9 protein-coding genes are annotated in these 14,385 nt (G+C 42.6%); 4 read left to right on the top strand and 5 right to left on the bottom strand.

Going from position 1 to position 14,385, the window contains the following annotated elements; translation table 11 throughout:
• Window positions 1-19: 19 nt before the first annotated feature.
• The 4 genes from LXL81_RS25480 (at window position 20) to LXL81_RS29200 (ending at window position 5,106) form a co-directional block, all read left to right on the top strand.
• The gene (locus LXL81_RS25480; RefSeq protein WP_234650250.1) at window positions 20-1,309 is read left to right on the top strand and encodes an esterase-like activity of phytase family protein; all 1,290 of its coding nucleotides are present in this window, start codon (window positions 20-22) and stop codon (window positions 1,307-1,309) included.
• Between the two features lie 235 nt (window positions 1,310-1,544).
• On the top strand, window positions 1,545-2,588 hold the full coding sequence (locus LXL81_RS25475) for an NAD(P)-dependent alcohol dehydrogenase (protein WP_234650249.1): 1,044 nt from the start codon (window positions 1,545-1,547) through the stop codon (window positions 2,586-2,588).
• Window positions 2,589-2,892: 304 nt separating this feature from the next.
• A complete protein-coding gene (locus tag LXL81_RS25470) occupies window positions 2,893-3,549 on the top strand; it encodes an outer membrane beta-barrel protein (protein WP_234650247.1) in 657 nt (218 codons plus the stop codon).
• Window positions 3,550-3,555: 6 nt separating this feature from the next.
• The gene (locus tag LXL81_RS29200) at window positions 3,556-5,106 is read left to right on the top strand and encodes a M43 family zinc metalloprotease (protein ID WP_234650246.1); all 1,551 of its coding nucleotides are present in this window, start codon (window positions 3,556-3,558) and stop codon (window positions 5,104-5,106) included.
• Between the two features lie 78 nt (window positions 5,107-5,184).
• Here the strand turns inward: LXL81_RS29200 and LXL81_RS25460 are convergent, their stop codons facing one another.
• From LXL81_RS25460 to LXL81_RS25440, 5 genes are all read right to left on the bottom strand, one after another.
• Window positions 5,185-6,063 (bottom strand): AraC family transcriptional regulator, encoded by an 879-nt coding sequence (locus LXL81_RS25460; RefSeq protein WP_234650244.1) that lies wholly within the window; start codon window positions 6,061-6,063, stop codon window positions 5,185-5,187.
• A gap of 37 nt (window positions 6,064-6,100) precedes the next feature.
• Window positions 6,101-8,344, bottom strand: a complete 2,244-nt coding sequence (locus tag LXL81_RS25455) for a xanthine dehydrogenase family protein molybdopterin-binding subunit (RefSeq protein WP_234650242.1) — start codon at window positions 8,342-8,344, stop codon at window positions 6,101-6,103.
• 30 nt (window positions 8,345-8,374) lie between these two features.
• Window positions 8,375-9,358, bottom strand: a complete 984-nt coding sequence (locus LXL81_RS25450; RefSeq protein WP_234650240.1) for a xanthine dehydrogenase family protein subunit M — start codon at window positions 9,356-9,358, stop codon at window positions 8,375-8,377.
• Window positions 9,355-9,993 (bottom strand): (2Fe-2S)-binding protein, encoded by a 639-nt coding sequence (locus LXL81_RS25445; RefSeq protein ID WP_234650237.1) that lies wholly within the window; start codon window positions 9,991-9,993, stop codon window positions 9,355-9,357. Before LXL81_RS25445 ends, LXL81_RS25450 begins: the two co-directional genes overlap by 4 nt.
• 425 nt (window positions 9,994-10,418) lie before the next feature.
• Window positions 10,419-14,285 carry a choice-of-anchor Q domain-containing protein gene (locus tag LXL81_RS25440; RefSeq protein ID WP_234650236.1) on the bottom strand — a complete coding sequence of 1,289 codons (3,867 nt, stop codon included), beginning with the start codon at window positions 14,283-14,285 and terminating at the stop codon, window positions 10,419-10,421.
• Window positions 14,286-14,385: the final 100 nt, after the last annotated feature.

Here is a 14,385-nt window from a genome sequence, read left to right as displayed (position 1 = left end):
AAAAATTAACCGGCAAAATATGAAACTGAATTTACCTGCACTCTTCACACTTTCAACGGTTATTCTGTGCCTGGGATGTACCGATCATGACATTGAAACTGTCACTTATCCTGAAATGGCGGAAGCCAGCAATCCTGTTGTCCTTACAAATGCCAATGGCATTGATGTTTACAACGGAGGTTTTGGCTCGGCACTTGTTCAGGATCCGAACGATCACAATATCTTCTTTCTTCTAACCGACCGCGGACCTAATATTGATGGCACCGTTGCCAATTCAAAAGTGTTTGCTTCACCAGGTTTCACTCCCCAAATTGGAAAATTCAGGTTATCAGGTCACCAGCTTACGCTTGAAAAAATCATTGAACTGAAAAACGAAAACGGAGTCAAAATAAACGGTCTTCCAAACCCGGTTGGTCAGGGATTTAGTGGCGAACTTGCATTGGATTTGGCGGGTAACACACTTGCGAACAGCGCAGACGGTCTGGATTCAGAAGGGATGGCTATGGCCAAAGATGGTACCTTCTGGATCAGTGATGAATATGGCCCTCACCTGGTACATTTTGATGCAGATGGAAAAACGATTGAAAGAATAAATCCATTTGGAAGCGGTAAAGGCGGACGCAAAATCCCGCTGGTGTTTGCAAGCAGAAGACCTAACCGCGGTATGGAAGGTTTGACAATCACACCTGATGGAAAAACACTGGTTGGTATCATGCAATTCCCTTTGTATAATCCATCTTCTGCGGCAGTTTCAGGTTCACTGGTTACCCGTATTCTGGCTTATGACATTGTTGCGGGAACAAGCAAGGAATATGTTTATTTAATCGACCGTGCCAACCTTCAGGCTAACAGTGAAATTGTAGCAGTCAATAACACAGAATTTTTAGTTCTGGAACGCGACGGTGAATATGCAACCGATGCTAACAGATCAACGGTTATCAAGAAAATTTATAAAATCAGCCTTACGGGCGCTACTGATATTTCTGATCCGATGAACTCCGCAACAGGGAAACTTTATGGCGGTTCTACGGTTGAGCAGCTTAAAACTGCTGCTGCACTTGCTTCAAACGGCATTACCCCGGTTACAAAAACATTGGTGGCGGATCTTATGACAGACATTGCTTCACTATATCCACATGATAAGGCGGAAGGTTTGGCTGTTATTAATTCCACTACCATAGCGGTTTCAAATGATGATGATTTCGGGGTTACCGGAACTGGTACTTACACTTCAAAAATACTACCGGCAACAGGTAAACTGGATAAAAACAGAATCTATTTTATTAAATTGAAACAACCGCTCTGGTAAGATTTTTAATTTATTTCTTATAAAAACCCGTTGTCAAATCAAGTTTGGCAACGGGTTTTTCAATTATGACAATGTCATATTTAATATGCAGATTGTAAAGCCAGCTGAGTAAAGCGGAACGAAGTACAGAACATATCATTAAATGTTTGATACCTGAAAGTAATTGTTTGATTCTTGCAATCCGTTGACTGAAGAAGTTTCTACCTTTATTTTTTCAATTCAACAAAACTATAAAATGATAGAAGCAAAAGCATATGCTGCGCAGAGCGTCGCCGCAGATTTGACACCTTGGGACTTTGAACGCAGAGAAGTTGGCCCACACGATGTACAATTTGATATACTATTTTGCGGGGTTTGCCACTCTGATCTACACCAGATAAGAAACGACTGGTTCCCTGGAATTTTCCCTATGGTACCTGGTCATGAAATTGTTGGCCGCGTTGTGAAAGTGGGCGACCATGTGAAAAAATTCAAAGTGGGTGATCTGGCTGGTACAGGTTGTATGGTTGATTCTTGTCAGGAATGTGAAAACTGTAAAAAAGATCTTGAACAATATTGCCTGGAAGGCAACACCCAGACATACAATGGTTATGAGCGTGATGGCAAAACGCCTACTTATGGTGGCTACTCCAATACCATCGTGGTTCGCGAGGAATTTGTTTTACATATTTCAGAAAAACTTAATCTGGCTGCCGTTGCACCATTGTTATGTGCAGGGATAACCACGTATTCTCCTTTAAGGCATTGGAAAGTTGGCAAAGGACATAAGCTGGCAGTACTTGGTCTTGGCGGACTTGGCCATATGGCTGTAAAATTCGGTGTAGCTTTTGGAGCTGAGGTAACAGTACTAAGTACCTCTCCAAAAAAAGAAGAAGATGCAAAAAAATTAGGTGCACATCATTTTGTTGTGACTACGGATGAAGCTCAGGTGAAAGCTGCCATAGGGACCTACGACTTTATATTGGATACGGTTTCTGCTCCGCACGACTTCAACATGTATCTTTCCCTGTTAAGAACTGATGGTACGCTGATCTGTGTGGGTGTTCCACCGGAACCAGCTCAAATTGCAGCTTTCAGTTTGCTTGGCGGCAGAAAAAGTATTGGTGGATCTGGCATCGGCGGTATTGCTGAAACTCAGGAAATGCTGGATTTCTGCGCAGAGAACAATATCGTTTCAGATATAGAAATGATTGATATCAAAGATATACAAACTGCCTACGAGCGTATGGAGAAAGGTGATGTCCGTTACAGATTTGTAATCGATATTGCAACGCTCTAAAGTTTATAGCGATGACTTTGTATTGATTTCAATATAAAGCATCAATAGAAAACGCCATTAAAATTATCCATGTATAAGGTAATTTTAATGGCTTTTTTATGTGGTTCTCAGAAAATCAGATCACAAGATTTATCTTTTACTGATCGCGTCTGGTTAAAGAAGCTGCGACGAATTATGATTTGACATAACCAATTAAAAATGAAGTAAAAAAAATAACGTATACGACTACTTTTTATGCAACAATTAAGTATAAATGGGTTACTTTTGGAAGTATGATTGTCAATTGGAGCCAACACCTTCATCTATGAAAATACTTTTTACCTACCTCTTTCTAATTTTCCCGCTAATACTTACCGCACAACATAGTCAGCCCCATAGCCTTGCGACGGATCAAAAAAAGCATTTTATAAACTATATCGGTTTCAGATTTGGCGGTTTGGCAAGCTCTTTCAGCCATAGCAGCAGTTTACTGATTCCCTCTCCGGGAAAGAAATCCATGCCCGCCTTTCATGCAGGAGCTGCAATGGATTTTTTTTCAAAAGCAAACTACAATGCCAGGGTAGAATTGTCTTACCTGAGCAAAGGCGCAAAAGAAACATTTCAGAATGATCGCATAGCCATACAAAGCACAAACAGATTACACTATGTCCAGCTAAGTGCGCTGCCGCTTGTAATCAAAACCGGAGATAAAAAGATTAACCCGTATATAGCCCTGGGTGGATATTTCGCCCGCCGTATAGGAATTAAATCCAGGTCGAAAACCGGTCAGGAAAATTGGGAGAATGATCCGATGACGGCGAATAATCTCAATGTGGAGAATGATTATGGATATTCCGTTTCTGCCGGTATTAATATTCGAAAAAGGCCGCTTTTTGAGATTCGTTATGAGGCAGGTTTACATTCCGTATCCACTTCATCTGACATAAAAAACCGTTCTCTTATCGTGTCCTTTTTTATCTAAACTGGCGTGAAAAATAAAATTATCTATTCTGCGCTGCTCCTGTGCACGATTTTATCATCCTGTTTTATATCCGGCTGTGAAAAAGTGGTTCCTCTGGAAACAGATGAACACTACCGTTTTGATAAACTGCAACGGTTAACCATTCAAAAGCCCAAACAAATTGATTTTTTTCTGGGTACTGACAATCCGGAAATCCCTCTGGACGCCACGGCTTTTGATCAGAGAGGAAGTGTGATCGATGTTCCGGAGGAAGTAATAAGTTTTTACAGTAACGGCGTTGAACTTTCCGGAGAGTCATTCCTGCCCGAAAAAGAGGGCAAATATGCAATTGTTGGAAAGCTGGCTGGAAGGGTGAGCGATACTTTGATTGTCAGGGTTTGGGAACCATCATCACTTACACTTTCTTTAAGTACTATAAATGCGCCCGGTTTATTTTATGCCAACGGTAAGGATTCATTGAATTTCAAAGTTAATGTTTTGAAAGGTGGAAAGGTTGTTAACCCTGATTTTCCGTATAAATTTTACGTGAACGATAAAGAGCAGCGCTCCGGAAAATTTGCAACAAAAATTTCAGGTGTGTATAAATTCCGGGTAAAAGGATTGGGGCTCCAAAGTAATGAACTCACCATTAATGCACTTCCCAAGCCTACGTATCCGGTAGTACGTTTGCCGGTTATTTTTCATGAAATCAATGCAAGAGTGCTCACCGCAGACCGGATCCGTAAACTGACAGAAGATATGAGCCGGGCATACCGGAATCAGTTTAATATAAACCAGGCAGAAAAAGATCCAAACGCAGAAGATATTTTTATTGAGTTTTATCCTGCTGAAATTGGTCTTGACGGTAAAAAACTTAGTTCGCCGGGACTTCACCAGGCTGTAAGTGCAAAGAATTCTTTTACTTCCAATGATGCATTTAATGACGCATTTACTTCTTTTTGGGATCCGACACGGTATTTGAACATTTGGGTCTATCCAAACATAACCGGTGAATATTCAAATTCTTCCTGGGCATATTATCCGAGTGTGACCGTGCCGATGGATGGGTTACTGACAGTTGAAGAGGGCACTTCGCCATTTTTTCCATACGGAATTTTTCTAAATGGAAATCATGTGTCGATCAACCATGAGGGAGGAAGAACCGAGGAAGTTCTGGCGCATGAAGCCGGCCATGTACTGGGCTTGTACCACGTATTCAACGGGAATAATTACGACTATAACGGATGTAACACAGCGGATCCTGATTACTGTGCAGATACCCCATATTATAACCGTAATCTATATATTGATAATCTGGATCCTGATAAAAGATATCAGAGAACTTCTTGCGCCGGTGTTCATTACACCTGCACCAATATCATGGATTATTATTATTCCCATAATAATTCATTCACAACCGACCAGTTAAAAAGAGTGAGGCATACCATTAATTACAGTTTATGGCTGCCAACGCCTCGCAATAATGATCCGTCTGGTAAAAAAAGTGTTATCAGTACACTTGTCAAACGGCCTGCAAACCTTCGGTATATAAAACCAGTCATTTGTTCGATGCCGTAAGCAAAGAAGTATGATTAATTGATATTGCAGCTAAAAACTTTTGCGTATCTCTGATATTTGAATCAGTAATTACATATTTCAAACCTTTGATTCTCTGACCGCTTTGGGATTTGTACCGGCTATTCTTTTAAAATAACTGTTAAAATAGGTTACATATTCAAAGCCAAGCGCATAGGCGATGTCAGCGATATTCCAGTCGGTATGTTGCAAAAGTGCTTTTGCTTCATTAAAAATACGTTCAGAAATATGCGCTGTTGTGGGTTTGCCCGTAACTCCTTTCACGACACGGTTTAAATAATTTACATGAACATTCATGCTTTTTGCATAATCCTGAGCAGTCTTCAGTTGAAGTGGAAAATCTGCACTTTCGATAGGAAATTGCCTTTCAAGAAGTTCAAGAAAAACGGAAGTAATTCTTAATGCCGCATTTTTGTTATGGTCAAAGTTTTCAGAGGGTTGCAGTTTTAGTGACTCATGAATGATTAAGTTGATATAATTTCGGATCAGATCGTCCTTATACGTATACTCAGAGCCTTGCTCCTCAACCATTTTCAGAAAAATAGTGTTTAGAAATTCACGCTGTTTTTCGGTTATTTCTAAAATTGGCGTACCTCCGATTTTAAACAAAGGAGACTGCTGCAAACTTTCTGAACGCTCCGAAGCTTTTAAAAATGATTCTGAAAAAAGGCAGGTATAGCCAACATAACTTGCAGAAAGTGTCTCCCAGGAATATGGAATATGCGGATTACCAAAAAACAAAACAGTCCCGTCAGTTTCAAAACTACGGTCGGCGTAGTGTATGATACTTTTACCTGTTGTCAGACAGATTTTAAAGAAATCCTTCCGGCTATAAAAACGGGTGATATTACTATCACCCTCTATTTGAAAGACATTAAACCCTTTCAATTTCAATTCAGCATTAAAATCTAATGAAGTCACAGTATTTTCTTTATCCATCTCACAAAGTTAAGAAATTCAAATCTATGAGAATTGCTTAAATTAGCTTGTCCGGCGTAATGGGCAATGTACGGACCCGCTTTCCTGTTGCGTTAAAAACAGCATTGGCAATGGCAGGTGCAACACCGATAATAGCAATTTCACCTAAACCCTTGCTTCCTACCGGATCAGCCAGCAAATCAGGTTTGTTCACAAAATAAACTTCGATATCGGGAACATCTGCATGAACCGGGACATGGTAATCACCAAAATCTTTGGTGACATAACGGCCGAAACGGTGATCCATCACAGCATCTTCTGTTAATGCCATACCAATGCCACCTGTGGCTCCGCCAATCATTTGACTCTCCGCTGTTTTAGGACTGACGATCGTCCCGGCATCTGCGCAGCAAACGATTTTTTTGACCCGCACCTGTCCCGTATAAGGATGCACGTGAACCATAGCAAAGTGCATGGAGAAAGCATTCATGGAGTACTTTTTACCATTTTCGCTTGGTTTTGATTCCTGTGTGGTCTCGATTTTTTGTATTTTATTTTGTTTGAAAAAATCGCTAAGTGTACCCGACGACTTCCCCGAAAGCCGGATCTCACCCTTTTCAAACATTACGTCGTCAGGTTTGGCAGCACTGAAATCAGAACCGTTTTTTGAAGCTGACAAGGTGATCAATTGTTCTTTCAGGGCATTACAAGCAGCCTGCACAGCAGGCCCGACACTGTTTACAGTTGACGACCCGCCCTGTAAACCGGCATTTGGAAATTCTGAACTACCCAAATGGAAAGTTATTTTTTCCGGAGCAATGCCGGTAGTATTTGATGCAACCTGCACCATAGCTGTTGCAGTTCCCGGACCAATATCAGTGATCGCGCAGTGCATCACCAGATTTCCATTTATATCAAGCTCTGCATGTACGGTCGCAGAACTACGGTTTGCACCGAAAGTTCCGGTTCCCATTCCATATCCAACCAGCCACTCTCCGTCACGTACAGAACCCGGTTTTAATTTTCTGTTTTTCCAACCGATTCTCTCTTTTCCTTCTTCATAACATTCCCTCAGAAACTTTGTTGACCAGGGAATATTTTTATCAGGATCGGTCTCAGTATAATTCATAAGCCGGAAATCGATCGGGTCCATTTCGATCGCGTGCGCCATTTCATCCATGGCAGATTCCAACGCGAAAGCACCGGTTGCTTCTCCCGGTCCACGCATCCAGATGGGCGTGGCCACATTAAGCGGGAGCAAACGATACCGGGTGCTCACGTTTGGCGAAGCGTACATCATCCTTGTTTGCTGCAAAGTTGATTCTGTAAACTCTTCATAACTTGACGTTTGCCCGATGGAATGATGATTTATAGCCACCAGCTTGCCATCTTTTGTAGCACCCATCTGCACTTTTTGCCAGGTACGCGGACGGTAGCCAACCATCGTAAACATTTGCTCGCGGGTCAGCATCAGCTTCACCGGTCTTTTAACCTGTTTGGCAGCAATGATTGCGGCAGATTCATGCGGCCAGCTATGAAGGCCATTTCCAAAAGCCCCTCCAACGAAAGTGGCAATTACCTTCACATTTTGCTCAGGTATATTCCATTCTTTCGCAAATGTCTTTTGGGTCGATTTTGTTCCCTGCACCTTGTCATAAATCGTAAGCCTGTCGTCTGCTTCCCAATGCGCAGTTATGGCTTGCAATTCCATGGGGTTATGCATTTCAGTTGGCAGGACATATTCCGCTTCAATCTTATAAGGTGCCGATTGAAATGCATCGGTTTGTCCGCGGTCATAGTCCGCTGTCGGGGATTTGGGATTCTTTTTCGCTGCTACCGGTAAAACAGCACCATCCGTATTGGCCTCAAAATCTGTTTTGTGCTTCTCCTGATCGTATTGAATTTCGACCAGCGATGCTCCATAATGCGCTTTTTCAAGACTCGTTGCCACAACGATCACAACCGGTTGGTCATTAGAATACACTTTGTTGTCATAAAAAACACGAAGCGACTGGTTAGCCGAAGGTGCTCCGGTTGAAGCATCAGCAGAAGGTTCGTAACCCGGGACTTTAATTCTGTTGGTATGCGATATGACTGCCAAAACGCCTGGAGCCCGCTCCGCTGCTTTGGAATCAATACTTTTAATAGTTCCCTTTGCAATCCGGCTTCCAACCAACACACCATAAGTCATGTCAGGAAGGACATATTCAGCAGAATATTTTGCTGCGCCGGTTACTTTCAGACGGCCGTCGACACGGTCGAGTGGCAAATATTCTTTTTTATCAAAAAATGCTTCGTTCATAATATTTTTTTCAAGGAATCAGGAATACGCCTATACCAAACCAGCTGCGTTTTTTAACGCTTCGACAATCACATTTGGACCCATTTTTAGTTTGAAAGCATTGTGTTTGTATGCTTTTGCCCCCTGCATGGCAATTTCCGCAGCCTGTCTGAATGTTTCTTCTGTGGCAGATTTGCCGGCAAGCGATTTTTCAGCTTCCGTCAACCGCCATGGCTTATGCGCCACGCCACCCATGGCAAGCCGGGCCTCTTTGATAACATTGCCCTCCATTTGCAGCGCAGCTGCTACTGAAACCAGTGCAAAAGCATACGAAGCACGGTCGCGAACCTTGAAGTAATGGGTATTTTTGTTAAAAGAATTGTCAGGTATTTCTACTGCGATAATCAGCTCATTATTTTGCAGCGTATTATCCTTTTCCGGATGCTCTCCCGGCAAGCGGTGAAATTCACCAAATGGAATTCGTCTTTCTCCTTTTGGCCCAGCCACAATTACCGATGCATCCAGGGCAACGAGGGCTACACACATATCACTTGGGTGAACTGCGATGCACTGGTTACTGGCACCAAAAATAGCATGCATTCTGTTTGCACCTTCCAGCGCGCCGCATCCACTGTTTGGCTGGCGTTTATTACAGGGTAATGCGGTATCATAAAAATAGGAACACCGTGTGCGTTGCATCATATTACCACCCACCGTTGCCATATTTCTGATCTGTGCGGATGCTCCTGCATTAAGTGCTTTTGATAACAAAGGATGTTTTTCAAGTATGAGTTTATCGTCTGCTACCTGACTGTTTAAAGCCAGCGCCCCAATTCTGGTCATACCATTTTTATATTCGATATTTTTAAGAGGAACCGTATTGATGTCAATTAATCTGGTGGGAGCCATCACGTTGCGTTTCATCAGATCAACCAGGTTTGTACCACCGGCTATGATTTTGGCATTGCTATTGTTGGCCAGCGCAGTTAACGTAGCCTTTGTTGTTGCAGTGCGTTCAAATTGAAACTGTATCATGATTTCTGCCCTCCCATTTTAACTTCCTGAATCGCTTTTACAATATTGGGATATGCCCCGCAGCGGCAGATGTTGCCGCTCATAAATTCTTTAATATCCTCTTTCGTTTCTGCATGTCCTTCGTTGATACAGGCAATGCCTGACATGATCTGGCCCGGTGTGCAGTAACCGCACTGGAAACCGTCGTGTTTGATAAATGCCTTTTGCATCGGATGCAGTTCATCTCCTTTTGCAAGTCCCTCAATGGTGGTAACCTCTTTCCCCTCCTGCATGACAGCGAGGCTCAGACACGATAAAACCCGTTGCCCGTTTACATGTACCGTACATGCTCCGCACTGACCATAATCGCAGCCTTTCTTCGTCCCTGTTAAATCCAGTTGTTCGCGCAGTACATCCAGAAGTGTCGATCGCGGCTCTACGGCAAGCTGTTTTTTTACCCCATTTACAGTCAGGCTGACTGGTGTAGTTTCAAATGCCTCAACGATTTTTTCTCCCAGATTATATTCAGCCGCTTTGGCAACGGTCAATGGAGCAACCGCAATGGCAGTCAGGATTGATGTTGTTTTTAGAAAATCCCGCCTTGACTCACTGCCATATTCGTTTTCGGGTTTATCTGTGGAAAATTTATTGGCCATAGTGATTTCACAAGTTTAATTCTTAATAAAAAAAATCCAGACACGTACAACCCGGAAATTCCATGTTTACCCGCAAATGCAACCATTGGGGATAGAAGGAAAACTAAAAAGATCGGACCAGCCTAAACCCGCCCAATCATAATAGCTCATTGAAAAATAATATCTTAGGGTGAAGAATCGTGGCGGATACCATTTTCAATGCATCCTTCGCCGGCGATCCGGAAGTTGCCTATTGCACCGCAAGTTAGTCTGGAAGTATTTGCTTTTGTTAAAGAATATCAAACCAAAACTTATGATAATCAAACTTTAAATTAGTCGCGCGAATTAGCGAACCGTTATGTTTGGGAGAATTCTGACAGCAGAAATTTTGAAGATAAGAAAATAAATGCGGGGCAAACCGCTGAGAATCTGCCCCACATTATAAATTATTCTTTTACTATTTTAATGATTTCGCTGCCATTCGTTTTTAATAAGAATACACCTGACGGAAGGGTTGATATATCTACTTTTTGAGAGGCTGAGGTTTTGGTTACAGTTTTCAAAACACTTCCATTTAAATCAACAAATTGCACCTTGCTGTCAGCCGTTTTTTTCCAATCTATCCAAAGATCATTTTTGGCAGGAACCGGATAGGCGATCATTGCCTCTGCTGCCGATAACTTCACCGATACTATTCTGCTATATGATATTTTTCCATCCAGTTCTATAATTTTCAAACGGTAATAAGCCTGGTTTCCGGCATGCACGAGCGAGTCTGTGAAGCTGTAATCAGTACTTGCCAGTAAATTGGCTTTTACCTGACCTATTTTGATAAAATTCTTACCACTTGCACTGTATTCTACCTGATAAGTTTTAATATCCTCCTGTTCGACAACTTTCCAATAAAGCTTTGTTTCTTGCTCACTGGTGCGCTTGCCTTCAAAACTGACTAAACGGACAGGCAGCGGATTCTGGCTTAAAGTTCCACCAAAAAAACCACTAAAACCATCTACATTAAAAGCCACTTCCCAGCGATTCTTACCACTATTCCAAACGATATCATCGTCATCCGGATCAATGACTGTCCTTGAATCTCCATAAGATGACGGGCTGCCGGTGTCACCTGCACTTGGTCCGTGGAACTGGTATATCCGAAGATTGCCTATTCTGGCCTGCTCTCCATTTGGGTTTCCAGTTGGTAAATAGGCAGAAGCGGTCAGTTTTGCATTTAATGCATCAAATTCATCCTGCGTAAAATATAGAATTGCACGCCCCAGAGCGCTTTCAGCATTGTCAGCCGGAGAGATATCATAGTGCCTTTGCAGATAAAAAGCACCGCCATAGGAATTCACCTGAGAATCCACCCATACTTTGGCAGTTACCGTGCCACTCAAAACCTCCGGAATCAGCGTTAAAAGGTCCGATCCGCACACCTCGCCATTCACAGAAAATGTATGCGGCTCCATATCCTCGAAAACAAAGGAACCTGACTCTCCGTTTCCTGCCAGTTCAGTTGCGCTTGCTGGCCGTATTCCCTGAAATTCCAAGGCACCCATATCCAGTTTCCCATTAAATATCCTTGTTTCTCCGGCTATATCTTTCTGGGGAAGGCTACCTTCCTGATAATAAAATTCCTTACCGGCATCAATTGCGGGGCTGCACTGATTAAGAGAAAAGTCACTGTTGTCCATGTTTTGGAATAGCGGGTCTTTATCCAGATTTCCACCCAGGTCTTCCAGATATGTTTCCGTATTGGCCACCTCAAGTTTCCAGTTAATACTACCCCCACTGCCTCCGATGATGCTATTCCCAATTGAACCAACAGCACCCAATGCCGTAAAATTGGATTCCGGAGGAATTCCACCACCATTTGGTGAATCGTCAGACAATATGTTATGGAAAATAATGCTGTTGGCAATTGCAATTTTCGCCCCTGCAATACCTACCGCAGGTCCGTTCGTCAGAGACAGGTTTTGCGCTACTGTTGTATTGAACATAACCATCGGAAGAGTCGATAAATAGTGCACTATTCCACTTCCAGCTACTACATCCAGATTATGATATATAATCGAATTTGAGATAATTGTGCCGGAATTAACCGCGGTCAATCCGCCTCCCAAAAGCCCCATATTGTTTCGGATAATTACATTTTCAATCAAAGGATCAGCCTCTAATACAAAAACGCCTGCCCCAAATGTAGAGGGCACTTCTGCTTCATTTACAAGTATCGTTTCATTAATATCACCGTACAGATTATGCGCACCTTCAATGGTAAATCCGTCAAGTGCTGCGCCATATTCGCGAAGCCCTATGATATTGACCACCCGATATGCGTTTTCGGATTCTTCACCAGGGCCGTTGGTCTTGATGTCGGAGAAGTTAAAATCGTCGTCTCCGTCGAAGTCTCCACTTAAAACACTTGCATTCGTGGAAATGCTTAAATCACGCTGATCGCGGGATGTCTCCGTCCCTGCAAAACCGCCATATAAACTCACCCCATCAACCAGTAAAAATGCGTTATACTGGCTTTTCGGATCCTCATTGCTTAAATTATCAGGTCTGTAAAGCGGCAGATACTTGCCGCCTGCCACCCATATTTCAAGTATTTCAGGCCTTAAGTTGGCAGCCAAAAGTGCATCAGCAACTTCCGCCGCGGCATTATCCCAGCTTTCACCCGTCATAGAACCGGAACCTCCTTGTCTGACAAATAATATTCCTGCATTATTGGGGACAAGATTTGTAGTGAGGATTCCATACAGACTTTCCAGCGCTCCAATATCAACCGTTTCTTTGATGATGCGTGCTGTCCCTCTCTGATCTGTTGTCAAAGCTGACAGATCCGGCGACTCTCCCGTTTGAAAATATTCATTATTACCATTATTAATGGCTGGGCTGTTTGGCTTCAAGGCAAAATAGCCATATGATAAATTTACAAATTGTGGGTCCGTATCCAGATTTCCAGCCACGTTTGTCCCAAAACCAGGGTTCCAGACACCGCCCGTTTTACTTCCTTTAATGATGCTGTATGCAAAGGACGCCTCAGCGTCAGCGTCAGAGAAAAATATATCTGGATTAACCGGCGCATCGTTTGCATAAACAATTGTATTCCTGACTGTTGCTGCTGTGTTGGCTCCTTTGAAAGTGATACCACCACCGTTTTCAGCAGCAGTATTCGATGCAATGGTGGCATTTGTAATTATTGGTGAGGAATTGTCAATATAAACCGGCCCCTCTTTTGACGCATAGTTGTAAATAATCAGCGCATTAGTCATAACAAAGTTAGACTGAAAACCATAGACAGCACTGCCAAAAGCCGATGAATTGTCAGCTATTAGAAGATTACTCAGTGATGGTGAGGAATTAAAAACCGCAATGCCGGCGCCAACATTCCTCGCAATCGTTTCACCATTCACGATGACCGACTCTGCGCCATTTGCAATCCCCCCCGCGATTACAAAGCCGTCCAGGCTGGCACCATTTACGTCGCCAGCGGAGAAAACTACATGATAGGTATTATCCAGTGTTCCGGTAGTGTAATCATCATCAAGTATATCTCCGCTGAGAATGGTCGCAAAATCGCCTCCGCCATTACCTGTAAATACGGAACCGGAAGATATTCTGAGATTACGCTGTGTGACAGATTCCTCAATACCTGTGAAACCGCCATATATTTTAATACCCGGCAGCATCATGAAGACATTGTCGTGGGGACTGTAATCGTCTCCCTCGTCCTGATAATTATGATCAAAAAGCGGGTGATAAACACCGTTGGCGACCCAGATCTCTAAAACACCCGGGTTATATTTTGCATAAAACAGAGCATCTGCCAGCTCAACAAATGCATTTTCCCAGCTGGTACCATCATTCAATCCTGACGCCTGATAATCTACAAACAAGGTCCCGGGAACGTCGGTGATCGCAGTTTTCCTTGCCGCAGACATATGTGGCCGAGCTACCCGGTTTCTTTTTTTTGAAGCAATAACGGTTCTTTTCAACCAGTTTTTGGCCAGACTGTCATGTAATGTTTTACTACCATTTTCATTCTGGTGTCTGGCTATTGCGGAAGATCTGGTCAATTTGGAATTTGCAAATCTGGTTTTTGATAACTTCAAACTTTTACTATCTACCACTATTTTTGAAGCTTTTTCAATAATTTTATCAAAGCTTGTTTTAGCGAGCCTGTAACGATTTTCGAGTTCTTGCTTTTTGGTAGTAACGACTGATTCTCCCTTTTGCTGCGCCTGCACCTGCTGGATGGAAAGCAGCGCTAATAAAAGAAGTAAATAATGGTGAGTAGAAATTTTTCTTTTCATAAAGATCGTTGAGTGTAAAATAAGGACACAAATTGATTGGTTAGATGGACAAAGGATATACCAAATTCCATTTACCTCGAAGATTCCGGAATTATTGATG

This window comes from Dyadobacter sp. CY356 (assembly GCF_021440195.1).
Lineage (GTDB): Bacteria > Bacteroidota > Bacteroidia > Cytophagales > Spirosomataceae > Dyadobacter.
The sequence above is the reverse complement of the archived record's forward strand: the minus strand, read 5'-3'. Positions and strand labels throughout refer to the sequence as shown.